This is a genomic window from Haloarcula sediminis, from assembly GCF_035656455.1.
Lineage (GTDB): Archaea > Halobacteriota > Halobacteria > Halobacteriales > Haloarculaceae > Haloarcula > Haloarcula sediminis.
This window is the reverse complement of record NZ_JAYMGA010000004.1, coordinates 1-21,953: the sequence shown is the minus strand read 5'-3', so window position 1 is coordinate 21,953 and position 21,953 is coordinate 1. Positions and strand designations below refer to the sequence as shown.

The 21,953-nt window shown below is 69.1% G+C and carries 22 protein-coding genes, 1 tRNA gene and 1 rRNA gene; 15 read left to right on the top strand and 9 right to left on the bottom strand.

What is annotated here, in order from left to right; genetic code table 11:
* Positions 1-37: 37 nt before the first annotated feature.
* Complete coding sequence (locus VJ162_RS08785; RefSeq protein ID WP_324663727.1) at positions 38-913, top strand: homoserine kinase; 876 nt, start codon at positions 38-40, stop codon at positions 911-913.
* Between the two features lie 188 nt (positions 914-1,101).
* On the opposite strand, the gene VJ162_RS08780 is transcribed toward VJ162_RS08785, so the two are convergent.
* Positions 1,102-1,554, bottom strand: a complete 453-nt coding sequence (locus tag VJ162_RS08780) for a peroxiredoxin (protein WP_324663726.1) — start codon at positions 1,552-1,554, stop codon at positions 1,102-1,104.
* Positions 1,555-1,664: 110 nt separating this feature from the next.
* Between VJ162_RS08780 and VJ162_RS08775 the strand changes: the two genes are divergently transcribed.
* From VJ162_RS08775 to VJ162_RS08755, 5 genes are all read left to right on the top strand, one after another.
* Complete coding sequence (locus VJ162_RS08775) at positions 1,665-2,315, top strand: adenylate kinase (RefSeq protein WP_324663725.1); 651 nt, start codon at positions 1,665-1,667, stop codon at positions 2,313-2,315.
* A gap of 33 nt (positions 2,316-2,348) precedes the next feature.
* Positions 2,349-3,239, top strand: a complete 891-nt coding sequence (locus tag VJ162_RS08770) for a DUF106 domain-containing protein (RefSeq protein ID WP_324663724.1) — start codon at positions 2,349-2,351, stop codon at positions 3,237-3,239.
* 270 nt (positions 3,240-3,509) lie between these two features.
* On the top strand, positions 3,510-4,088 hold the full coding sequence (cmk, locus tag VJ162_RS08765; RefSeq protein ID WP_324663723.1) for a (d)CMP kinase: 579 nt from the start codon (positions 3,510-3,512) through the stop codon (positions 4,086-4,088).
* Positions 4,085-4,975 carry an RNA-guided pseudouridylation complex pseudouridine synthase subunit Cbf5 gene (locus VJ162_RS08760; protein WP_324663771.1) on the top strand — a complete coding sequence of 297 codons (891 nt, stop codon included), beginning with the start codon at positions 4,085-4,087 and terminating at the stop codon, positions 4,973-4,975. The genes cmk and VJ162_RS08760 overlap by 4 nt, the downstream gene beginning before the upstream one ends.
* Before the next feature lie 57 nt (positions 4,976-5,032).
* Positions 5,033-5,103, top strand: a tRNA-Pro gene (locus VJ162_RS08755).
* Positions 5,104-5,367: 264 nt separating this feature from the next.
* Here the strand turns inward: VJ162_RS08755 and VJ162_RS08750 are convergent.
* The gene (locus tag VJ162_RS08750; RefSeq protein ID WP_324663722.1) at positions 5,368-6,309 is read right to left on the bottom strand and encodes a phosphotransferase family protein; all 942 of its coding nucleotides are present in this window, start codon (positions 6,307-6,309) and stop codon (positions 5,368-5,370) included.
* Positions 6,310-6,317: 8 nt separating this feature from the next.
* Positions 6,318-6,980, bottom strand: a complete 663-nt coding sequence (locus VJ162_RS08745; RefSeq protein ID WP_407066847.1) for an HAD family hydrolase — start codon at positions 6,978-6,980, stop codon at positions 6,318-6,320.
* Between the two features lie 176 nt (positions 6,981-7,156).
* On the opposite strand from VJ162_RS08745, the gene VJ162_RS08740 reads away from it, so the two are divergent.
* The 4 genes from VJ162_RS08740 to VJ162_RS08725 are packed head-to-tail and all read left to right on the top strand — an operon-like array spanning position 7,157 to position 11,780.
* Positions 7,157-8,026 carry a universal stress protein gene (locus VJ162_RS08740; RefSeq protein WP_324663720.1) on the top strand — a complete coding sequence of 290 codons (870 nt, stop codon included), beginning with the start codon at positions 7,157-7,159 and terminating at the stop codon, positions 8,024-8,026.
* A gap of 51 nt (positions 8,027-8,077) precedes the next feature.
* Complete coding sequence (locus VJ162_RS08735) at positions 8,078-9,352, top strand: Single-stranded DNA binding protein (RefSeq protein ID WP_324663719.1); 1,275 nt, start codon at positions 8,078-8,080, stop codon at positions 9,350-9,352.
* The gene (locus tag VJ162_RS08730; RefSeq protein WP_324663718.1) at positions 9,349-10,983 is read left to right on the top strand and encodes a hypothetical protein; all 1,635 of its coding nucleotides are present in this window, start codon (positions 9,349-9,351) and stop codon (positions 10,981-10,983) included. The genes VJ162_RS08735 and VJ162_RS08730 overlap by 4 nt, the downstream gene beginning before the upstream one ends.
* Positions 10,984-11,030: 47 nt before the next feature.
* Positions 11,031-11,780 carry a metallophosphoesterase gene (locus VJ162_RS08725; RefSeq protein WP_324663717.1) on the top strand — a complete coding sequence of 250 codons (750 nt, stop codon included), beginning with the start codon at positions 11,031-11,033 and terminating at the stop codon, positions 11,778-11,780.
* A gap of 15 nt (positions 11,781-11,795) precedes the next feature.
* On the opposite strand, the gene VJ162_RS08720 is transcribed toward VJ162_RS08725, so the two are convergent.
* The 3 genes from VJ162_RS08720 to VJ162_RS08710 all read right to left on the bottom strand — a co-directional run bounded on the left by VJ162_RS08720 (position 11,796) and on the right by VJ162_RS08710 (position 13,891).
* The gene (locus VJ162_RS08720; RefSeq protein WP_324663716.1) at positions 11,796-12,641 is read right to left on the bottom strand and encodes a class 1 fructose-bisphosphatase; all 846 of its coding nucleotides are present in this window, start codon (positions 12,639-12,641) and stop codon (positions 11,796-11,798) included.
* A 69-nt stretch (positions 12,642-12,710) separates the two neighbouring features.
* On the bottom strand, positions 12,711-13,481 hold the full coding sequence (locus VJ162_RS08715) for a creatininase family protein (protein ID WP_324663715.1): 771 nt from the start codon (positions 13,479-13,481) through the stop codon (positions 12,711-12,713).
* A gap of 47 nt (positions 13,482-13,528) precedes the next feature.
* Entirely contained in the window at positions 13,529-13,891 is a 363-nt protein-coding gene (locus tag VJ162_RS08710) for a winged helix-turn-helix transcriptional regulator (RefSeq protein WP_324663714.1), read from the bottom strand.
* Between the two features lie 129 nt (positions 13,892-14,020).
* Here VJ162_RS08710 and VJ162_RS08705 point away from each other — a divergent pair, with 129 nt between their 5' ends.
* A complete protein-coding gene (locus tag VJ162_RS08705) occupies positions 14,021-15,439 on the top strand; it encodes an FAD-dependent oxidoreductase (protein ID WP_324663713.1) in 1,419 nt (472 codons plus the stop codon).
* Positions 15,440-15,441: 2 nt separating this feature from the next.
* On the opposite strand, the gene VJ162_RS08700 is transcribed toward VJ162_RS08705, so the two are convergent.
* The 3 genes from VJ162_RS08700 to VJ162_RS08690 form a co-directional block, all read right to left on the bottom strand.
* Positions 15,442-16,650: an iron-containing alcohol dehydrogenase family protein gene (locus tag VJ162_RS08700; RefSeq protein ID WP_324663712.1), complete on the bottom strand. Its 1,209-nt coding sequence runs from the start codon at positions 16,648-16,650 to the stop codon at positions 15,442-15,444.
* Between the two features lie 99 nt (positions 16,651-16,749).
* On the bottom strand, positions 16,750-18,627 hold the full coding sequence (locus VJ162_RS08695; protein WP_324663711.1) for a molybdopterin biosynthesis protein: 1,878 nt from the start codon (positions 18,625-18,627) through the stop codon (positions 16,750-16,752).
* Entirely contained in the window at positions 18,624-19,838 is a 1,215-nt protein-coding gene (locus tag VJ162_RS08690) for a molybdopterin molybdotransferase MoeA (protein ID WP_324663710.1), read from the bottom strand. Before VJ162_RS08690 ends, VJ162_RS08695 begins: the two co-directional genes overlap by 4 nt.
* A gap of 69 nt (positions 19,839-19,907) precedes the next feature.
* On the opposite strand from VJ162_RS08690, the gene VJ162_RS08685 reads away from it, so the two are divergent.
* From VJ162_RS08685 to VJ162_RS08670, 4 genes are all read left to right on the top strand, one after another.
* Positions 19,908-20,057, top strand: coding sequence for a hypothetical protein (locus VJ162_RS08685; RefSeq protein WP_324663709.1), 150 nt, complete (start codon positions 19,908-19,910; stop codon positions 20,055-20,057).
* Positions 20,058-20,292: 235 nt separating this feature from the next.
* Complete coding sequence (locus VJ162_RS08680) at positions 20,293-20,529, top strand: UPF0058 family protein (protein WP_262180983.1); 237 nt, start codon at positions 20,293-20,295, stop codon at positions 20,527-20,529.
* A 174-nt stretch (positions 20,530-20,703) separates the two neighbouring features.
* Complete coding sequence (locus VJ162_RS08675) at positions 20,704-21,000, top strand: translation initiation factor eIF-1A (protein WP_324663708.1); 297 nt, start codon at positions 20,704-20,706, stop codon at positions 20,998-21,000.
* A gap of 632 nt (positions 21,001-21,632) precedes the next feature.
* Positions 21,633-21,953 (top strand): 16S ribosomal RNA (locus VJ162_RS08670); the annotation flags it as partial.

The following is a 21,953-nucleotide window of genomic DNA, read 5'->3' as shown; positions in this document are numbered from 1 at the left end:
CGCTACCTTTTTGACCACACTGCAAAAATTCGCAGGCATGCTAACCGTCCGGGCGCCGGCTACCAGCGCGAACCTCGGCAGCGGCTTCGATGTCTTCGGCGTCGCGCTGGAGCGTCCGGCCGACGTCGTCCGCGTCTCGAAGGCCGACCGGACGACAATCGAGGTGACCGGCGCCGGCAGCCAGTTCATCCCCGAGGACCCCGAGAAAAACACCGTCGGCGCCGTCGCCGAGGCGCTGGACGCCCCCGCACACATCCAGATAGACAAGGGGGTGCGCCCGGCCTCGGGACTCGGTTCCTCCGCCGCCAGCGCCGCCGCCGCGGCCGTCGGCCTGAACGAACTGTACGACCGCGGGTACAGCCGGGAGGAACTGGTCCCCATCGCCGCCAAGGGGGAGGCCGTCGTCTCCGGCGACGCCCACGACGACAACGTCGCGCCCTCTATCCTGGGGGGCTTTACCATCGCCACCGACGCGGGCGTCCGGCAGGTCGACGCCTCCATCCCCCTGGTCGCGTGTCTCCCCGACATCGTCGTCTCGACGCGGGACGCCCGCCGCGTCGTCCCCGAACACACCCGCGTCGAACAGCTCGTCGAGACAGTCGGCAACGCCGCCACCCTGACGACGGGGATGCACCGGGACGACCCAGGACTCGTCGGTGAGGGGATGCACGACACCGTCGTCACGCCGGCGCGGGCGGAGCTCATCGACGGCTACGAGTCCGTCCGGGAAGCCGCCCTGGAGGCCGGCGCGACGGGCGTGACGATCTCGGGCGCGGGCCCGTCGGTCATCGCGGCGTGTTACGAGGGGTCCCAGCGCGCGATCGCCAGCGCGATGCTCGACACGTTCGGCGAGCGCGGCATCGACGCGCGCGCTTACCAGAGCCGCATCGGGCAGGGTGCCCGGATTTACTGACGGCGGTCGGCCGAGCGCGGACGGGTGCTATGCCCTTCCGCCCGCGCGGTGCCGCACCACCGCGAGTGAAACGCATACAGGCCCCTGTCGGTGTCCGTCGCGGACCCGTCGAATGTCGTCCAGTGGACCAGTTGACGTGAGCGAGCCCCGCTGGCGGGAGCGGACGCCGCTTGCGGGCCGGCCGCTTCTTACCCGCCCTGGACGAACTCGTTGCGCGTCTCCACCAGCACGTCCTCGGCGTGGCCCTCGGGGTCGTAGCGGTCGGGGTCGTAGACGCGCTTGACCTCGCCGTCGGCCAGTACGAAGGTGTACCGGTCGACGCGACCGCTGCTCGTATCGAGCCCGAAGGCCTCCCCGACCTCGCCGTCGGGGTCGGCAAGCAGGTCATAGAGCACGCCCATCTCCTCGGCGAACTCGTCGTGACTCTCGACGGAGTCCATCGAGACGCCGTAGACGGCGATGCCGCCCTCGCGGAACTTCGGCATCGTCTCCTGGAAGTCCCTGGCCTCGATGGTACAGCCCTCCGTGAAGTCCTCGGGGTAGAAGTAGACGACCGTGGGCTCGGAGAAGTCGGGCGTCACCGTCTCGCCGTACTGGTTCTGTGCGCTGATCTCGGGGGCCGGGTCGCCGGGTTCGAGCATACCTGAAAGACGGGTCCGCCGGCTTTACGGATTTGGGTGGGGGTCAGACCTGCCCCGGCATCCGGCCGCGTTTGGACAACCCTTTAACCTCGCCGTCGGAAGTCGCGAATATGTCGCAGCCACGACTCCTGATTCTCGGTCCGCCGGGAGCAGGGAAAGGGACACAGAGCGCGAACATCGCCGACGAGTACGACGTGGCCCACATCACGACCGGCGACGCGCTCCGGGCGAACAAGGACATGGACATCTCCGACATGGACACGGAGTACGACACCCCGCGTGAGTACATGGAAGCGGGCGACCTCGTCCCCGACGCCGTCGTCAACGCCATCGTCGACGAGGCGCTCAATTCGGCCGATGGCTTCGTCCTTGACGGCTACCCCCGCAACCTGGAGCAGGCCGAGGAACTCGAAGGGATGACCGACCTCGACGTCATCCTCTCGCTTTCGGTCTCGCGGGAAGAACTCGTCGACCGGCTCACCGGCCGCCGGGTCTGTGACGACTGCGGCGCGAACTACCACGTCGAGTTCAACCAGCCCGAAGAGTCGGGCGTCTGTGACGACTGTGGCGGCGACCTCATCCAGCGCGACGACGACAACGAGGAGTCGGTGCGCAACCGACTCGACGTCTTCGAGGACAACACCGCCCCCGTCATCGAGCACTACGAGGACCACGACGGCTTCGTCGCTATCGACGGCGAGCAGACCCCCGACGAGGTCTGGGCGGACATTCAGTCGGCGGTCGACGAGCGGACAGAATAAAGTTCATACGTCGCGGCCGCTTTCCACACCACAATGGCACGAACCGCGCCGAAAGTAGAGCGACTCGCTGACGACGGCGAAGCACTCACCGACGCGCTGGAACGGGTGCTCGATGTCGCCGAGGAGAAGGGGACCGTCACCTGGAGCGACGTCAGCGACGACATGAGTAGCGGCGAGTGGGGGCGGCTCATCGAGTCCGGCCTGCTCGTCGACGCCGACGGCGCCGGGTTTGTCATCGAGGACCCCGAGGCCGTCCGGGACGCACTGGCGGAGACCGACGCCGACCCCGAGGAGGGCGACGACGACGGGTGGAGCCAGTGGGACAAACTGGCCGCGCTCGGCACTGTCGGGCTCTTTGCCGGCTACTCCATCAACTCCATCCGGGACGCCATCGGCGGGACCATCGACATCGCGCTCGGTCCGCTGGCCGAGGTACTCCCCTTCTACGTCCTCATCCTCGTCTTGGCCGTCTTCACCGGGGCGACCTCCTCGATTCTCCAGGACAACATGATGGACATGTCCGGGATGGGTGACCACCAGGAGAAAATGGAGAAAATAAAGGAGCGCCGCAAGGAGGCCAAAGAACGGGGCGACGACGAGGCCCTCGAACGCATCGAGGAGGAGCAGATGGAGCTGATGACCGACCAGCTGGGCATGTTCAAACAGCAGTTCCGCCCGATGGTCTGGATCATGCTCATCAACATCCCCGTGTTCCTCTGGATCTACTGGATGGTCTTCGGTCCCGGCCTGACCATCGCCTCGCCGGTCGTCACGCTGCCGATATTCGGCGAGGTCGAGACCTGGCGACAGGGGCTCGTGGGCCCGATGCAGGCCTGGATCGTCTGGTATTTCCTGTGTTCGCTCTCCTTTACCCAGGTCATCCGGAAGGCACTGGACGTCCAGACCTCGCCGACCGCCAGCTAACACAGACGCTCTCTGACTTTCTCGGACGAGCGCTCTTACTCCGCCTACTGCCTCTCTCGACAGCAAGAAAGCCCCACCCGTAGCCGGCTGGCCAAACAGCGCTGGGCGGGACTGAGCGGCGCCGACGGCTCCGCAAAGGCCGGGAGACGCGAAGCGTCTCCAGGGGCTTTCTGGCTGTACTGCGCGACCGAGACCCAAGTGAAGCCAGTAGCCAGGCCAACTCCGCCTGCAAGACACAACTCCTTTTATCCGTAGTCCCGGAGGTCCACCATGTTGATTACCGTCTCCGGCCCAGCGGGCAGCGGGAAGAGCACGCTCGCCCGGAGCCTGGCCGACGCGCTGGACTACGAGCACGTCTCCGGCGGCGACATCTTCCGCTCACTCGCCGAGGAGCGGGGGATGACGCCCCTGGAACTGAACAAGGCCGCCGAGGAGGACGCCCAGATAGACCGCGACCTCGACCGGCGCCTGCGCGACATCGCCGCCAAGCGCGACGACGTCGTCCTGGAGTCGCGCCTCGCCGGCTGGATGGCCGGCGACCACGCCGATATCAAGCTGTGGCTCACCGCGCCGCTTGACGTCCGAGCCGACCGCATCGCCCAGCGGGAGAACAAACCCTTCGAGCAGGCCCGGACCGAGACCGAGGAGCGAAGCGTCAGCGAGGCACAGCGCTACCGAGAGTACTACGACATCGACTTCGACGACCTCTCGATTTACGACCTCGCCATCAACACGGCCCGCTGGGACCCGCCGGGGACCCTGAGCATCGCGCTGCACGCCGTCGACTCCTTCGATACTGACGCCGACGAGGGGCAGGCCCCCGTCGAGGGCATCCGCTACGAGTTCTGATGGTCCGCGCCCCGCCCGACGAGCGAAGCGTCGACGACCTGCTTGCCTTCGGCGTCGTCAACCTCGACAAACCGCCCGGCCCCTCGGCCCACCAGGTCGCCGCCTGGGTCCGCGACGCCACCGGCCAGGACCGCATCGCCCACGGCGGGACCCTAGACCCCAAGGTGACCGGCTGTCTCCCCGTCCTGCTGGGCGACGCCGCCCGCGCGGCCCGCATCTTCGACGACGCCGTCAAGGAGTACGTCGCCGTCCTGGAACTGCACGACCGCGCCCCGCCGGACTTCGACGCGGTGGTCGCCGAGTTCGAGGGCGAGATCTACCAGAAGCCACCGCGCAAGAGCGCCGTGAAGCGCCAGCTCCGGACCCGTCGGATTCACGACCTCGACGTGCTGGAACAGAGCGACCGCCGCGCACTGCTGCGGGTCCGCTGTGCCTCGGGCACGTATATCCGCAAGCTCTGTCACGATATCGGGCTGGCGCTTGGTACCGGTGCCCACATGGGTGACCTGCGCCGGACCGCTACCGGCCAGTTCGACGACCGGTCGCTCGTGGCGATGCACGACCTTATCGACGCGCTGGCGTTCGCCGAGGACGGGGACGAGCGCGACCTCCGCGAGTTCGTCCAGCCGGCCGAACGCGCCCTGACTCACCTGCCACGGGTCACCATCGCGCCCAGCGCCGCCGAGGCCGTCGCCGACGGCGCACCGGTGTACGCACCGGGAGTTATCGAGGCCACGCCGGCCAAAGCGGGGGACGCCGCCCCGAAGCAGGGTCAACTCGTCGCCTGCTACACGCCCGACGGGGCAGCCGTTTCGCTTGGGACCCTGGTCGGCGATCCCGACGCCGAGTCGGGGACCGTCGTCACGCCCGAGCGGGTGTTGGTCTGACACATGGCGGTCGCGAAACGACACCCTTAATTAACGAACCCTCCTCCTCCAAATCACGGGACCGTGGGGTAGCGGTATCCTCGGCGGATGGGGTCCGTCGGACCTGAGTTCGAATCTCGGCGGTCCCACTACAACTTTTCGAGGACAGGGCTTCCTCGCGAGCCGTCGGCTCGCTGCGAGGAGAGCGTGGCGGCGTCGCTGCCACGTCGTTCAGTGGTGGGCCCGCAACCGGCCCTCGCGAAAAACGGATGGCGGCTCGGTTCGGTGCCCTGTGGAAGCTACGGAACTGCACTGTCAGAACCCGCTCTGACGGCCAAGCGCCTTTCGGAGACTTCGGTTAGCGTATGCGCTGAGTCTTCGAGGGGTCAGCGGAGCTGCACCCACCATTCGGGTCAACCGTCCAGTGCCGACCGCAGCGCCGTTTGATGAAACGCCACAGACTCGGACCGACCGTACTCCGGGTACCCGGGGTTCGTCACGCCCCCGCGTGAGTCAACGGTGCTGTCGGCGATAGCCACAACCCGGTGGACCGGGTCCACGGTCGGCACCGGCCGCACTCCCTCGTACCCGTCCCGGAACGCCGCTCGCAGCGGCGTCGGGTCGTCGACGTACCAGTCGGCGACGAGATACTCGGCCTTGGCCAGCGCGAGCGCCGGCGGGGCGGCCATCGGCTGCTCCCAGTCGAGGACGGCCGAGACGGTGCCGTCGGTTACGAGCGCGTTCCCGGGGCGGAGGTCCCACGGGAACAGCCTCGGGGTCGCGCCGTCGGCGGTCACGTCCCGGAGACGGCCCCGAAGCCGCTCCCGCAGCGGGTCGAACTCGGTGGGTAACCGCTCGATGGCCCGGCGGCCGTACTCGACGAGCCAGCGGTGGTCGTCGGTGCCCGTCGCGATGAGTGCCTCGCCACTCGGCCGGCCCGCCGGTCGCGTGAGGTCGCCACACCCGTCGAAGGTAAAGGCCGCGTGTAACTCGCCGAGATAGCGGCCGAACTGCCGCGCGATGTCGCGCCGCACGGCCGGCGGGCTGTCGGCGAACGTGGTGTGGAGCTCCGTCCCCGACCGGTACTCGCTGACGGCGTAGGCCTGCTCATCGACCGTCCCGGTCGCCAGCACCGGCGGTACCGGCACGGCTGTCCGGTCACGCACCGCGCCGACGAGGGCCGCCTCGGTCCGGACCGCGTCGATGGTCTCAGAGCGCTGGACGACGAGCGGGGGGTGGCCGTCGAACCGGACCACGGCGGTCGGTCGGGTCCCGGCCCCAACGGGGTCGACCCCGGCGACCGTCCGCTGGGGGTAGTGCCGTTCGACGACGGCGGTGACCAGCGAGCGGTTCATCGACGGCGTCACCGGAGCACCGCGGGGAGGTCGGCGAGCGATTCGAGGACGTACTCGGGGTCGTAGGGGTCGGGGCCGTCGCCGTCGTCGAGATACGCCGCGGCCAGCCCGGCGTTGTGGGCGCCGGCCACGTCGTAGCCCAGCGAGTCGCCGACATAGAGCGCGCGCTCTGCTGTCGCGTCGAGAGTCGACAGCGTCGCTTCGAAGGGTGCGGCGTGGGGCTTGCGCCGGGGCATATCGCCGGCGTAGACGACGGTGTCGACACGCGCTGCCAGCCCGACGGCGCCGACTTTCGCGGCCTGGCGGGACTGTGGTCCGTTGGTGAGCACGGCCGTCGGCGCGGTTTCGCGAGCGGCCGACAGCGCCCGCTCGGCACCCGGGCGAAGCGTCACCTGCGCGTTGTCGACGCCGTCGACGAACGCCTCCGCGAGCGCGATGGCGTCGACCCGCCGGCCGTGCTGGGCGGCGAGACGGGCGAAGCCGGCGCCGAGGTACCCCACCTCGTCGGCGGGGTCCGGCGGGCCGTCGAGCACTGCCCACAGCTCCGCCGGGGCGGCGAAGGGCTCGATGCCGACCCGCTCGAAGGTACGCTCGTACAGCGCGGCGGTGTCTTGCGTTCGCTCGATGAGTGTCCCGTCAAGGTCGAAGACGACGGCGTCGAACGTCACGATGCAGTTGTCGGACCGAGCGGCAAAACCCCTTCCGCCCGGTCGCACCCGTCGCGCGGGTTGCTGTTGTCCCCTGGCGGTATCGTCGCTCCCGGCGCCGATAGACGGCGCCGCCACGGGATGAAATGTCACCAAAGCGATGCAAACACCTTACTGACGGCCCACCGTATTTTCCGCCCATGTACGACGATGTCCTCCTCCCGTTCGACGGTAGCGACGGCGCCGCGGCTGTGCTCCACCACGCGGCCGAGCTCGCCCACTGGGGCGACGCGACGGTCCATCTCCTGTTCGTCGCGGACACGTCGCGCGACTCTGTCACTGTCGTCGAGGGCCGGACCGTCGACGCGCTGGCCCGGCAGGGCGAGGACGTCGTCGCCGAGGGCGCCGAGACCCTCCAGTCTCTGGGCGTCGACTACGAGACGGATGTCGTTCAGGGGAATCCCGCGCCGACGATAGTAGCGTACGCCGAGCGGTACGGCCACGACCTGGTCGTGATGCCGACCCACGGCCGCGACGGGGTCGCCCGCTACCTGCTGGGCAGCGTCACCGAGAAGGTGGTCCGTCTCTCGTCGGTCCCGGTACTGACTGCGCGGATGGATGACGACGAACAGTTCGCGTTTCCGTACGAGGACGTGCTCGTCCCGACGGACGGGAGCGAGGCGGCGGTCCGTGCCGCCGACTACGGCCTGTCACTCGCGTCGGCGCTTGGCGCCACCGTCCACGCGCTGTCCATCGTCGACGACACCACGCTCGGGCCCGATGTCCGGTCGACTGCGCTCAGCGAAGCGGGCGAGACGGCCGCCCAGGAGGCCCTCGACGGGCTGGAGTCACAGGCCGGCGACCACGGCCACGCGAGCGTCGTCCGCCACGTCGAACACGGCCGGCCGGTGGAGGGTATTCTGTCCTGTGTCGACGCGAACGATATCGACGCCGTCGTCATGGGGACCACCGGACGGCGCGGGACCGACCGCATTCTGCTCGGGAGCGTCGCCGAGAAGACGGTCCGGTCGGCGCCGGTTCCGGTCATCACGGTCGGGGACCCGGACTAGTATCTCCGCCCCCACAAACGCTTTTGAATGCCCCTCTCGAAGCTTCCACCGATGTCTCTCGAAGACCATGTCGAGGAACTCGCCTCCGACCTCGACGTAGACAAAGAGGAGGTCAGACGCGACCTGGAGAACCTGGTGAACTACTCGGTGCCGATGGACGAGGCCAAACAGAGCCTCCGCCGGAAGTACGGCGACGGCGGGGGGAGTTCGGGGCCGTCGAGCAAGGCCATCGGCGAGGTCACCACCGACGACTCGAACGTGACCGTCACCGCGGTGGTGCTCAGGTCGGGCCGTCGCTCCATCCAGTACAACGGCGAGGAACACGTCATCCGCGAGGGCGAACTCGCCGACGAGTCGGGGACCATCTCCTACACGGCGTGGGATGGCTTCGACGGCGACCTCGAACCCGGCCAGACCGTGCAGTTCGGAAACGCCGGCGTCCGCGAGTGGGACGGCAAGCCCGAACTCAACCTCGGGGAGAGCACCGACGCCACAGCCGTCGACGAGCGGCTCGAAATCGACGCCGAAGTCGGCGGCGAGGCCGCCCTCCGGGAGCTGGAACCCGGCGACCGGGGTATCACCGTCGAGGTGCAGGTACTGGAGTGTGAGACAAAGACCATCGACGGCCGCGACGGCGAGACCGAGATTCTCAGCGGCGTGGTGGGCGATTCGACCGGCCGGCTCCCCTTTACCGACTGGGAGCCCCACGCCGAAATCGAGGCCGGGGCCTCGGTCCGCATCGAGGAGACGTTCGTCCGTGAGTTCCGCGGCGCCCCGTCGGTGAACGTCTCGGAGTTTTCCACCGTGACGGCGCTCGCAGAGCCCGTCGCGGTCGCCGAGGACGCCCCGCGGATGTCCGTCGGTGAAGCCGTCGAGAGCGGCGGCCAGTTCGACGTGGAACTCGTCGGCAACGTCATCCAGATTCGGGACGGCTCGGGGCTCATCGAGCGCTGTCCGGAGTGTGGGCGCGTGGTCCAGAACGGCCAGTGTCGCTCCCACGGCGCCGTCGAGGGCGAGGACGACCTGCGGACCAAAGCGATTCTCGACGACGGCACCGCGACGGTGACCGTCATCCTCGACGACGAGTTGACCGAGCAGGTCTACGGCGGCGGGCTGGACGACGCCCGCGAACACGCCCGCGACGAGATGGACAAGGGCGTCGTCGCCGACCGCATCGCCGACCGCGTGGTCGGTCGCGAGTACGTCGTCCGGGGCTCGCTCTCCATCGACGAGTACGGCGCCAACCTGAACGCAAGCGAGTTCAGCGAGTCGACGGCCGACCCGGCCGAGCGTGCGAAGGCCCTGCTCGCGGAGGTGGACGCATGAGCGAATCCGAAGACAGCGGACCGGGCCGGCGCGAGGTGGCCCACCGCCTCTTCGCCACCGAGTTCGAGGACAGCGAGTTCTCCTACTCCGAGTCCGACGAGGAGCGCGCCCCGAACTACGTGGTGACGCCCACGGGCGCGCGGGTCAACCGCCTGTTCGCCGTCGGCGTCCTCACCGAACTGGAGCAGGTAAACGAGGAGGTCCTGAGAGCCCGCGTCGTCGACCCCACTGGCGCCTTCGTCGTCTACGCCGGCCAGTACCAGCCCGAGGCGCTGGCCTTCCTCGAAGCGGCGACGCCGCCGCTGTTCGTCGCGGTGACGGGCAAGGCCCGCACCTTCGAGCCGGAGGACGGCGACCGGGTGTTTACCTCCGTCCGGCCGGAGTCCATCAGCGAGGTCGACGCGGAGACGCGCGACCGCTGGGTCGTCCAGGCCGCCGAACAGACCGTCGCCCGCGTCGGCCGGACGGCGAGTGCCAGACAGTCCGGCCTGTCGGGCGACGCGCTGCAGGAGGCGCTCGTCGCGGCCGGCGTCCCCGAGAGCGACGCCGCCGGCTCGACGCTGGCGCTCGAGTACTACGACACGACCGGCGACTACCTGCAGGCGGTTCGGGACCTCTCGCTCAACGCCGCCCGCGTCGTCGCTGGCGAGCGCGACGAGGCCGGCTCGCTGTCGCTGTCGCCCGGCGACGGTTCGGACGACACGCTGGCGGCCCTGGCGACGATGGCACTCGACGCGTCCGAGGAGGCGCCGCCGGCCGAGCCGAGCGACGAGCCGGAGAAGACGGCAGAACCGGCCACCGACACCGACGCTGCCGACGAACCCGCGGTCTCCGAGACCACGGAAGCGGACAGCACGACGGACGAACCCGTGACCGAAACGGCCTCGGAACCGTCGAGCGACCCCGTCGAAACGGCTCCGTCGACGAGCGACGAGCCGACGGACGAGTCGGCCGAGCCAGCGGCGGAGGCGGCGTCCGGCTCCCCCTCGGCCGAGACTGTGTCGTCCGCGGGCGACACGACTGAGTCGCCGACGGAATCGACAGCGCCCGCGAGCGAGCCCGACAGTGGAGCCGATTCGTCGGCGACGGGCGATACCGACAGCTCGGGGTCGCTCGGCGATTTCGAGAGTTCGGGCGAGGCCGGCGGCGAGAGCGACGACGTGGGCGAGTTCGACCCCGAGTTCGAACTCGACGAGGACGAGCGCGAGGAGATAGAAGAGGAGTACGGCACCGACTTCCAGAGCGGGACGGAGGTCGGCGAGGCCGGCGAGGCCGGCATCGAGACACCCGACCCCGAGGAGCTGGCCGAAGCGGCCGAGCCTGACGCCGATGCGGCCCCGGCGACCGATGCCGGGACCGACGTGGCGACGGACGCCACTACGGGGTCGAGCGAGAGCGAGCCGGCCCCCGAGGCGGACGGCGAACCCGCAGAGGATGTCGACCTCGAAGACGCGGTGATGGACGTGATGACCGACCTGAACGACGGGAGCGGCGCGGACCGCGAGGCGGTCATCACCGAGGTCGTCGAGACCTACGGCGCGGACCGCGAGGCCGTCGAGGAGGCCGTCCAGGACGCGCTGATGGGCGGGCGCTGCTACGAGCCCGACGACGGGAAGCTCACCCCCATCTGAACGCCGAGCCGCGCCGCTTTTCTCGCGCGGTCGCCAACGGGCGAGCGATGCGTGTCGAACCCGTCCCGGGCGTCCCCGCGGCCACCGTCGACGCCGGCGGCGAGCGGCTGCTCGCGCTCGCGGACTACCACGCCGGTATCGAGGCGGGACTGCAGTACGAGGGGGTGGAACTCCGGTCGGCCGCGAGCGAGCGCCGGGAGCGGCTGCTGTCGGCGCTGGAGCGTACCGGCGCCGACCGGCTGGTCGTCGTCGGCGACCTCGGCCACGCCATCGGCTCGCCGTTCGCGAGCGAACGCGAGGAGCTTGAAGCGCTGTTCTCGACGCTTTCCGTCCCAGTTACCCTCGTGAAAGGGAACCACGATGGGGAGCTGGAGACAGTCCTCGAAGAGCTCGACGCCGGGGTGACGGTGGCGCCGAGCCACGGGACGACAATCGGGGACGTGGGTTTCGCCCACGGGCACACCTGGCCCGCCCCGGCAGTCCTCGAATCGGCCGTCGTCTGCGTGGGCCACGAACACCCGGTAGTCAGGCTGGAAGACAAGGTCGGCGGCACGCGGAAAGAACGGGTCTGGCTTCGCGGGGCACTGGCCGGGGGCCCCTTCGAGGACCACTACGACCGACCGCTCGATGCCGACGGGGACCTCGTCGTCTTCCCGGCGTTCAACGACCGGTCGGGCGGGACCTGGGTCAACGTGGCCGGACAGGACTTTCTCGCGCCGTTCCTCCCGGCGGGGCTGGCCGACGCGGAGGCGTTCCTGCTCGATGGCACGCGACTGGGCCGCTACCGGGATGTCTGAAAACGCGGGTTCGGGCTACCCGCTCAGGGCGTCTTCGAGCCGCTGGATGAGCGACTCGTTGCCGAGGAACGTCGGGGTCCGGCCGTGGACCTCGTCGGGCTCGACATCGAGCAGCGACTGGGTCCCGTCCGAGGAGGCGCCGCCGGCCGCCTCGACGAGGTAGGCGAGCGGTCCCGCCTCGAAGTGGATGCGGAGCTTCCCGCCGGAGTACTTGTTGGTCGCCGGGTAGCCAAAGAGGCCGCCGTACTCCAGTACCTGTGCCAGGTCGGCGACCGTCGCGCCGCCGTAGCGCGGTTTCAGCTCGCGGGCGAACTCCTGGGCTATCTCGTTCATCTCGTCGCTGCGCTGGCTCCACTTCCCGGCCATCCCGAGCACCGTGGGCTCCTCGGGGAGGGTGAAGGTGCCCCACCGCTCGCTGTGGCCGTCCCGGAGGAGGTACTCCTGGACCACGTCGCGGTCCTCCCGGGCGATGGTCAGCGTGGTGTAGGGGCCGTACAGCACCATCATCGACGCGGCGAGGTGGCGCCCGCTCGCGGGCAGGTCGCTGTCGTAGACCCCGACGATGGTTCCGACGGAGTTGTTCGAGGCCAGGTTCGAGGAGCCGTCCAGGGGGTCGATGGCGATGGTGTACCCCTCGCCGAGGTCGACGATCCCCTCGCGCTCCTCGCTCGCGTAGCCCCCAACGCCCTCGATGCCTGACAGCGCGTCGAAGTAGAGGTCATCGGCCCAGACGTCGCCGCCGACCTGCTCCTCCCCGCTGGGGTTTTCGCCCGCGGCGCGGTGGGCGTGGTTCGCGAGGTTGCCGCTGACGTAGTGAGACGTGTCTTTCACTTCGCGCTCGATCTCGTCGAGGGTGTTCATCGGTCCCCCTCCGTTCGGCTATGTCGGTCGTCCATGATAGTTCTACATGGCAGCGGGGAGGCCTTAAGCCTAGACGTGTGGCTTCGGCGTGAGGTCCTCGAAGGGCTGGTCGGCGAGCCACTCACAGAGCTTACAGAGGTTGGTCAGGGCCGCCTCGAACAGCTCCTCGCCGACGGCCGCGGAGGCGTCGGTCTGGTCGCCCAACACCCCGTTGTCGGTGTTGTCGATGGCGTCGTAGAAGGTCCGTGACCCGTACTTTCGACCCGCCTCGGCGTCGAACTCGACGAGCCCGCCGTCGCGTGCGGCCTCGATACGGTCCTCGTGGACCAGGTCGCCCGCGAGATACTGGATGAGCGAGGTCTCCTTGGGGCCGCCGTGGGGGCCGGGCGTCTCGAAGGCGTCCTCGATGCGCTCGGTGATGGACTCGTCCCACATCCACTCGATGGCGTACATCGTCCCGTCGTCCCGGACCCGGCGGCCGACCTCGCGGAGGTGTTCGACGTTCCCGCCGTGGGCGTTGACGAAGACGACGCGGTCGATACCGTGGTACGCGAGGTTGCGGGTCAGGCTCTCGACGTAGTCCCGGAACGCCGGGGCGTCGGCCCACATCGTCCCGTGGAACTGCCGGTGGTGGGGGCTGACGCCCACGTTGATCGTGGGCGTACAGAGATAGCCGGTCTCCTCGGCGGCGGCGCGGGCGAAGGATTCGGCGATGATGTGGTCCGTCCCCTCGGGCAGGTGGGGGCCGTGCTGTTCGGTCGAGCCCAGTGGCACCAGGGCGAGCGACTCGGATTCGAAGTACGACTCGAGGTCGGGCCAGGCCTCGTCGGCGAGGTACATACGGGGGCATGCGGAGCCAGCGCCTTGAAACCGTATGACTGTCCGGCCTATGGCTCCTCGGCGGGCCGGAGGTGTTCTTTGCCCCAGGCCGCCATTTCCTCGATGACGGGCTCCAGCGACGCTCCGCGGTCGGTCAGGGAGTACTGGACCCGGAACGGCTGTTCGCTGATGACCGCCCGGTCGACGATGCCGTGTTCCCCGAGGTCGTCCAGGCTGTCCGAGAGCACTTTCGAGGAGATGCCGTCGACGTTCTCCTTTAGCTCGTTGAACCCCGAGGGCCCGTTCTGAAGCAGTCGGTGGACGATGACCGGATGCCACTTCTTCCCAATGAGCGTCGCCGTCGTCGTGATGGGACACCACTCCTCGCCGGCACACCAGACCGACAGCGGCTCGTCCGTGTCGCTGTTCACACGTTCCCGTTCCGGTCCCCGAAACTAATAGTTACGTATCGTAACCGCGTAACTGACTGTTATCTGCGACGCTCCCGGCTAACCCGGGGGTAACTCAACAGTTAGGTGACAGGCGCTCCTCCACCCGGTATGAGCGACCCGTTTGTGGTCGTCGGCGGCGACGCCGCCGGCCTCAGCGCCGCGAGTAAGTTCACCAGAGAGAACCCCGACGGTGACGTCGTCGTCTTCGAGAAGGGCCGGTGGGTCTCGTATGCCCACTGCGGGACCCCCTACTACGTCAAGGGGGAGGTCGACCGGCTCACCGACCTGCTGTCGCTGTCGCCCGAGGAGGCGACCGAGCGCGGTATCGACCTCCGGCGGGAACACGAGGTCGTCGCCGTCGACACCGAGGCCGAGACGGTGACGGTCGAGGGCGGCGGCGAGCGCTTCGAGCAGCCCTACGGCGACCTGCTGGTGGCGACCGGGGCCCACGCCGTCACCGACCCTATCGACGGCTTCGACCGGGACATGGCCTTCACCATGCACGGGCTGGACTCGGCGGCGGCGATCAGAGCCGCGCTGGCCGACCCCGGCGAGGCGGCCGTCGACACCAGCATCGAGTACGTCGACACCGACCTCGTCGACCACTACGCGGCGATAGAGCCCCCCGAACGGGTGGCCATCGTCGGCGGCGGCTACGTCGGCGTCGAGATGGCCGAGGCCTTTCGCGCCCACGGGCTCGAAACGCACGTCTTCCAGCGGGGCGCCCATCTGCTCTCGCCTTTCGGCGACGCAGTGTGTGAACGCGTCGCCGACCACCTCCGCGAGCAGGGCGTCCACCTGCATCTGAACACGGCCGTCGAGGAACTCGCCGGCGGGGACCGCGTCGAGGCGGTGGTCCACGACGGCGGGCGCGTCTCCGTCGAACTCGCCCTTGTGGGTATCGGGGTGGCCCCGAACACCGAGCTACTGGCGGAGACGCCGGTCGAACTCGGCGAGTCGGGCGCCGTCGCCGTCGACGACTACGGCCGGACGAACGTCGACGGCGTCTACGCCGCCGGGGACTGCGCCGAAGACGACCACGCCGTCACCGGCGAGCCGGCGTGGGTCCCGCTCGGACTCACGGCCAATCGCGCTGGTCGGGCCATCGGCCAGACCGTCGCCGGGGACCCCGAGCCGGTCGGCGAGGTGGCCGGCACCGCCGTCGTCAAGGCGTTCGAACTGGAGGCCGGCCGGGTCGGGCTCATCGACCACGAGGACGCGCGCGCGGCCGGCTTCGACCCCGTGACCGAGACCGTCACCGCCGGCTCGCGGTCGGGCTACTACCCCGGCAACGAGGCGACCACGGTGAGCCTGACCGCCGACCGCGAGAGCGGCCGCGTCATCGGGGGCGCCATCGTCGGCAAGGACCGCGCGGCCGTCCGCATCGACACGCTGGCGACGGCACTGGAGTCGGACCTGACGGTCACCGAGGTCGAACGGCTCGACCTGGCCTACGCCCCGCCCTTTAGCCCGGTGTGGGACCCGATTCTCGTCGCCGCGAAGGTGTTGCGCGGGAAACTCGACTGACGTTACCACGCCGCCTCCAGCACGCCCACGATGTCCTCGCGCGTGGGGGCCAGCTCCGGCGGCGCGTTCGCCATGAACGCGTCTTCGAGGACGGCCTCGGCCACGGCGGGAAACTCGTCTCGGCCGGGGCCGTCCACGTCCCGCAGCCGGGTCGGGAGGCCGAGACTGCCGGCGACGTCGGCGACGCGGTCGACGACTGCGGTCGCGGGGTCGGCCCCAGCCTCGACACCCAGCGCCTCGGCCAGCAGGTCGCGCCGGCCGTCGACGGCCTCGAACAGGTACGAGAGGGCGTGGGGCGCGACGATCGCGTGGGCCGTGCCCTGCTGGACCCCGTACGTGCGCGTGAGCCCGTGACCGAGGGCGTGAATCAGCGACAGCGTCGTCCCGTCGGGTCGGGAGATGCCGTACTGGACCAGGAGGACGCCCCGGGTGAGTCGCTGGTACGTGCTCCCGTCGGCGTCGCCAGCGCCGAGGGTTTCCATCCCGTCTGCCAACAGCCCGAGCCCGCGCGTCGCGGTCGCGTCCGAGATAGGCGTCCGGTTGCGGGCGTACAGCGTCTCGACGCCCTTGTCGAACCCGTTCATCGCGGACCCGGCGAGCACCCTCCGCGGGGTGGTCGCCACAAGCACCGGGTCGTAGCAGGCGGCGGCGGGCATCAGCGCCGGGTCGTCGACGGCGCCGCTTGCCGGCTCGTCGACGGGGCAGGTCGACGGGTCGGCGGTGACGCCGGCCACCTGCGAGAGGTCGGCGCCGGCCAGCGTCGTCGGCACCGTGACGACCGGCGGGAGGCCCGACTCGGGAACGGAGAGGGTCCCGCGCTCGACCAGCTCCGCGCCCACCGCGGCGGCGTCCCGGTCGGTCGCTACCAGCACCGACAGCACCGTCGCCACGTCGAGGCTGCTCCCGCCGCCGACGGCGATGATACACTCCGCATCGGCCTCGCGATACAGCGACAGCGCCTCGTAGGCCGTCCCGAGGCGCTTCTGTGGCGTGGTCCCGGCGAAGACGCCGGCGAGCCGGTCGCCGAGGCCCGCGCGCACGGGGTCCATCACCGCCGGCGTCTCGCCGACGGTCGACCCCGTGACGACGAGCGCACTCTCACAGCCCAGCGCCGCCACCTCGCTCGCCAGCTGTGAGGCGCTGTCCGGGCCGTAGCTGACGGTGGCCGGGTCGTACTCGAAGCGGAACGGGTCGGCCAGCGAGTCGGTCATCGCGCGGACCTCCACACCGGCTCGACAGCGTGGGACGGGGACAGTTCTGTTACCATTGTCCCCCGTAAGTGACCGGCACTTGAGTGGCTTACTGCGCCCCTACACCTCGAAGCCGTCCAGCGCCGCGGCGAGGTCGTCGACGTCCCCCAACAGCCCGGCCAGTCGCTCGACGCTTTCTTTCCCCGTACGGTCGCCGTTGGCCAGCACGCGGACGCGCTCGGTCCCGAGCGGGACGAAGTCGAGGCCGAGTTTCGCGGCCGTCGCCCGCAGGGCCAGCCCGGCGTCGGCCTCGCCGGCCGCGACCGTCCGGGCGGGGCTCTCGGTGGCGCCCGCAGTCAGCTCGTACCCGTCGATGGCGTCGGTCACCTCGGCCGACGACACGCCGCGCTCGTCGGCCAGTCGCGCCAGCTCGGCGTCGAAGCTGTGGCACAGTCCCGACCCGCCGTCGCAGTTGACGAAGCGATAGTCGCCGTCGACCAGGTCCGACAGCGCCGACACGTCGCTCTCGGGCGCGACCGCGAGCCCCCACTCGCGCGTCCAACCACCGAGCGCCTCGCCCGGCTCGTCGTCTGCCTCCGGGCCGGCGACGACGGCCACGTCCGGCACTGACTCGCGGAGCCGGCGCCGGCCGTCGGCCGTCCCCGTCGGCAGGTACCGCGGCGCGTCGAGGCGGTCGAGCAGCCGGCTCCACAGGGGGTCGTCCTCGCCGACGCCGAACAGGGACGGGACACGCACCTCCGGCGAGAACAGCGTCACCTCGACCGACCGGCCGGCGGGCAGGAGCTCAGTCTCAGGCTCGACGGCGACGGTGCCGTCCGCGTCCACGAGACTCGTCGTCGCGCCGCTGCCCTTGTCCACCGGGTAGACGAGCGTCGACCCGTCGCCGTCCTCGACGAGCCCGACGGGCATGTAGCGGAGCCGCCCCTCCGTGTAACGCTCCTCGACCGCCATCTCGCCGGTGACGGTCGCGGTCCGGGGCTCGGGCCGACCCGCCGCCTCGCGGAGCGCGGGCGCGACGAACACGCGGAAGATGGTCAGCGCCGACACCGGGTAACCCGGTAGCCCGACGTAAGCGGCCTCGCCGATAGTGCCCACGAGCATCGGCTTGCCCGGCTTGACCGCGACACCGTGGAGGCGGAGGTCGCCCCGTTCCTCGATGACGCGGTAGACGACGTCGACGGCGCCGGCGCTGGTCGACCCGGAGGAAAGCACCAGGTCACACTCCTCGGCGGCCTCGTGAAGCAGCGACTCCAGTGCCTCGAAGTCGTCGCCGGCGTGGGGGTACAGTACCGGCTCGCCGCCGGCGTCCTCCACGGCAGCCGCCAGCGTGTAGCTGTTGACGTCGTATATCTCGCCGGCCGCGCTGTCCAGTGACTCGCCGGGTCGGATGAGTTCGTCCCCTGTCGAGACGATAGCCACGCGCGGGCGCGCCCGAACCGTAACCTCCCCGACGCCCAGCGCCGAGAGCAGGCCGATCTCCCGCGGTGTGACCCTGGTCTCCGGGCCGAGCGCCCGCGCGCCGGCGGCGATGTCCGCGCCAGCGGGCATGACGTTCTCGCCCGGGGTGACCGCGGTGCGTATCTCGACGCCGCCGTCGGTCTCCGTGGTGCGCTCGACCATCACGACGGCGTCGGCCCCCTCCGGCATGACTGCGCCGGTCGATATCTCGGCGGCCGTGCCGGGGGCGACGGTCACATCGGGTTTCTCGCCGGCGTGGACCGTCCCCGCGAGGTGGAGCGTCTCCGGTGTCGCCTCGTCGGCCCCGAACGTGTCCCGGGCCCGCACCGCGTAGCCGTCCATGCTCGCGCGGTCGAACCCCGGCACGTCGAGTTCGGCGTCGACCCGCTCTGCCAGCACGCGGTCCCTGGCGTCGGCCAGCGCGACCGTCGCCATCCCGGGGTCGATGTCGAGCGAGTCGACGACTGCCCGGGCCTCCTCGGGCGCGGCGAGGTCGCGGAACTCCCGTCGGTCGCTCATACGCACCCCTCCCACTCCTCGACCACCACGGTCTTGCCCTCGGCATACCCCTCCCGCGCCTCGGGGACGACGACCCAGCCGTCAGCCAGCGCGACGCTTGCGAGGGCCCCCGAGCCCCCGGTCCGGGTCGGCGTGGCCGTCACCCCGTCGCCGTCCTCGTCCGCCGTTAGCGCCACCCGTGCGAACGTTCGAACGCCCGGTTCGCTCGGCACTTTCCGTGTCAGGCGCGCCTCGCTCGTCGGGTGTGCGGTCGGGGACGCGTGAGCGACCGCGGCGAGTGCCGGCCGGAGGAACTGGACGGCGCCGACGATGCAGGCGACGGGAGGGCCCGGGAGCATCAGAACGGGCGTCCGGTCGACGGCACCCAGTGCGACCGAGCGACCGGGGCTGAGCGCGACGCCGTGAGCGAACACTTCGCCCATCTCTGTGACCACGTCGGGGACCACCTCGCGTCCGCCGACCGATGTGCCCCCAGTCGTAACCACGACGTCGTGGTCGAGGTCGCGCTCGATAGCCGCCCGGAGGTCGTCGGTGACGCTCTCGCGGTCCGTGGTCTGGCCGCCCCACCGCTCGACGTACTGCGTGACGGTCTGGCCGTTCGTCTCGACCGTCTCGCCGGGCCCGGGGTCGGACTGGACGATCCCCTCTCCGGTCGGGAGAACGCTCACCCGCGGGCGGTTGTACACCTCGACGGGCCCGTGGCCCGCGGCCTTCAACAGGCCCAGGTCCGACGGTCTGAGCCGGTGACCGGGCCCGAACAGCCGCTGTCCTCCGGTCACGTCTTCGCCAACAGCGCTCACGTTCCCGCCCGCCGGGACGGGCTCGAACACCGCGAGGTCTTCGCCGGTCCGATCTGTCGACGCGGCCGCCACGACGGCGTCGGCCCCCGCCGGGAGCTTGCTCCCAGTGTGGACCCGGGTCGCGGTTCCGGACCGAACGCTGTCCCCGACTCCCAGCGACGCCGGCGACCGCTCGCTCGCCCCGAACGTGTCCCTCGCTCTGACCGCGTAGCCGTCCACGGCCGCTCGCTCGTAGTGGGGCACCGGCCGGCGGGCTTCGACGGCCGTCGCGACGACCCGCCCGTCCGCTTCCCGGAGCCCGACGCGTTCGGTGCCGTCCGTCGGTGTCACCGCCGAAAGCAACTGCGCTCTGGCCGTCCCCATCCGGGCGAATTCCTCGAATCCAACCCGGTGACGGTCGCTGTCGTCCATACCTCCCGGCTCGGCCCGGTCGGACAAAAACCCCGGTAGCGGTAACAGGCTTCGCCACCAAGTGAGGGTATGACACTTCGCTGTCGGCACTGTGGCGAACCGCTCACGACCGGCCTCATCGCCACCCAGCGCCGCCACTGCTGTCTCAATGACACCCCCATCGCGGGCGCGTGCCCGAACCACGGCCCGGTCGGGCCCCACGATGCGGTCGACGACTGACCGCGTCGGCGCTTACGACACCGTCAGCGAACGGTCGAGGGCGCGCGACTGCGGTTCTCCTCGGCCGGAGCGGCGGGCGCCGGATGACTGTGTCTCATTGTCTGTGTCCAAATGCGCTGTTTAGTGGCTGTTCTACCCGATATCGGTGCGAGGGAGGCCGCTACCATCCCGGTATATATTGGTAACAAGTGGCAAGATAATACTATAACCCTTCGTCCTTTAGGCGGTACTATCCATGAAGAAGCAAGAGCTCATTCATCTTCACAGCCTTCTCGCACAGGTACAGCACCACTACGAAGCGGACACCGGCACTGAAGTCGACCACGACGAGTACGCCGAACTCGGCGTCAAGCCGACATCGATCCACAAGTCGAAGACGGACCACAAAGCCGCCGTGTTTGCGCTTGCGGACGGTCTCACCGACGACATGGTCGCCGAGAGCGAGGAACCGCTGACGCTCGCCGCCGACTGAATTTCTCCCGGTTCTCGCTGTATCACCACCGCTACAACCCCCGGTTTCGCGTTCGATTCGACTTTTGCCTCCCGGCGCCGTTGTGCGTTCGCGTATCGCTGCCCGCCACCACTCTGTGGTACGCGCTATCGTAACCCTCAAACCACTTATACGCTGTGGGCGCCTATTGCCAGTGTGAGCGAAGATACAGGGCGGCGGAACCTCCGCATGCCAAATAGCGACCAGTTGTTTGCAGTCGTAACCGAACACCTCGGTGGGAACCACGTCCGCCTACAGTGCGAGGACGGCGAGACCCGCATGGGTCGTATCCCGGGCCGGATGAAGTTCCGAACCTGGATTAACGAGGACGACATCGTCCTCGCGGAACCGTGGGACTGGCAAGACGAGAAGGCCAACGTTGAGTGGCGCTACGACGGCCAGGACGCCGACCAGCTCCGCGCCGAGGGCCACCTCGATTCGCTGACTGCCTGAACTACCTTTTATACAGTGGTGTGTGACGCGCTTTCTGACCAGTGATACCGCAGCCATCCGTACGCAGAACCACTCGGTGTGCGCGCGGCTCCGGAGCAGTATAGTCTCTCAATAGCCTCGGGAGCCGGCCACCCCCAACCGTCTCCGCAGACAGTTCATTTACGAAGAGTAACTACTTTTCGTTATTCACCATCGCTGTCGGTCGGTTCAGTGTGTGACGGAGTCACGTCACGTGTGCGCTATGTGGGGTCGACACAGGGCGGCTGCGAGACGAGTCATTTATGTATTCCCCTCCCATCGGATATGATGCGAAGGTCGCCCCGGGCGGCGTGCCCGGGCCGACGGCTCGACGACCCACCTGGGTCGGCGGGTGTTCGCTCAGAGCGGACGGCCATCGGGCTTTCCGCTCGCACCATGAGGATTCCACCCCTGCGGTCCGCCGTCAAGATGGAATCTGATGTGAGCCCACGGACCCATGCAGTAGTCAACACTGGCGTAGGAACCAGTGTGTTCTACTTCCGGGTGTAACACACTGAAGAAATTCGCATTGCGAATATCTTCACGCCTTACAGCCGGCAGTAAGTAGCTTCCGACGGAGTGCAACCACTTCCGCCGCTGATGTATATCAGCACATTCCGGTTGATCCTGCCGGAGGCCATTGCTATCGGAGTCCGATTTAGCCATGCTAGTCGCACGAACTTAGATTCGTGGCATATAGCTCAGTAACACGTGGCCAAACTACCCTACAGACCACAATAACCTCGGGAAACTGAGGCCAATGGTGGATATTACTCTCATGCTGGAGTGCAGAGAGTGAGAAACGTTCCGGCGCTGTAGGATGTGGCTGCGGCCGATTAGGTAGATGGTGGGGTAACGGCCCACCATGCCCATAATCGGTACAGGTTGTGAGAGCAAGAGCCTGGAGACGGTATCTGAGACAAGATACCGGGCCC

Excerpts from the sequence above, each read along its gene's own strand:
- VJ162_RS08700 (WP_324663712.1), bottom strand. The coding sequence starts at position 16,650 with ATGACCGACTCGCTGGCCGACCCGTTCCGCTTCGAGTACGACCCGGCC.
- VJ162_RS08750 (WP_324663722.1), bottom strand. The coding sequence starts at position 6,309 with ATGAACCGCTCGCTGGTCACCGCCGTCGTCGAACGGCACTACCCCCAG.
- VJ162_RS08725 (WP_324663717.1), top strand. The coding sequence starts at position 11,031 with ATGCGTGTCGAACCCGTCCCGGGCGTCCCCGCGGCCACCGTCGACGCC.
- VJ162_RS08680 (WP_262180983.1), top strand. The coding sequence starts at position 20,293 with ATGAAGAAGCAAGAGCTCATTCATCTTCACAGCCTTCTCGCACAGGTA.
- VJ162_RS08720 (WP_324663716.1), bottom strand. The coding sequence starts at position 12,641 with ATGAACACCCTCGACGAGATCGAGCGCGAAGTGAAAGACACGTCTCAC.
- VJ162_RS08780 (WP_324663726.1), bottom strand. The coding sequence starts at position 1,554 with ATGCTCGAACCCGGCGACCCGGCCCCCGAGATCAGCGCACAGAACCAG.
- VJ162_RS08735 (WP_324663719.1), top strand. The coding sequence starts at position 8,078 with ATGTCTCTCGAAGACCATGTCGAGGAACTCGCCTCCGACCTCGACGTA.
- cmk (WP_324663723.1), top strand. The coding sequence starts at position 3,510 with ATGTTGATTACCGTCTCCGGCCCAGCGGGCAGCGGGAAGAGCACGCTC.
- VJ162_RS08705 (WP_324663713.1), top strand. The coding sequence starts at position 14,021 with ATGAGCGACCCGTTTGTGGTCGTCGGCGGCGACGCCGCCGGCCTCAGC.
- VJ162_RS08730 (WP_324663718.1), top strand. The coding sequence starts at position 9,349 with ATGAGCGAATCCGAAGACAGCGGACCGGGCCGGCGCGAGGTGGCCCAC.
- VJ162_RS08695 (WP_324663711.1), bottom strand. The coding sequence starts at position 18,627 with ATGAGCGACCGACGGGAGTTCCGCGACCTCGCCGCGCCCGAGGAGGCC.
- VJ162_RS08690 (WP_324663710.1), bottom strand. The coding sequence starts at position 19,838 with ATGGACGACAGCGACCGTCACCGGGTTGGATTCGAGGAATTCGCCCGG.
- VJ162_RS08785 (WP_324663727.1), top strand. The coding sequence starts at position 38 with ATGCTAACCGTCCGGGCGCCGGCTACCAGCGCGAACCTCGGCAGCGGC.
- VJ162_RS08775 (WP_324663725.1), top strand. The coding sequence starts at position 1,665 with ATGTCGCAGCCACGACTCCTGATTCTCGGTCCGCCGGGAGCAGGGAAA.
- VJ162_RS08685 (WP_324663709.1), top strand. The coding sequence starts at position 19,908 with ATGACACTTCGCTGTCGGCACTGTGGCGAACCGCTCACGACCGGCCTC.
- VJ162_RS08770 (WP_324663724.1), top strand. The coding sequence starts at position 2,349 with ATGGCACGAACCGCGCCGAAAGTAGAGCGACTCGCTGACGACGGCGAA.
- VJ162_RS08740 (WP_324663720.1), top strand. The coding sequence starts at position 7,157 with ATGTACGACGATGTCCTCCTCCCGTTCGACGGTAGCGACGGCGCCGCG.
- VJ162_RS08715 (WP_324663715.1), bottom strand. The coding sequence starts at position 13,481 with ATGTACCTCGCCGACGAGGCCTGGCCCGACCTCGAGTCGTACTTCGAA.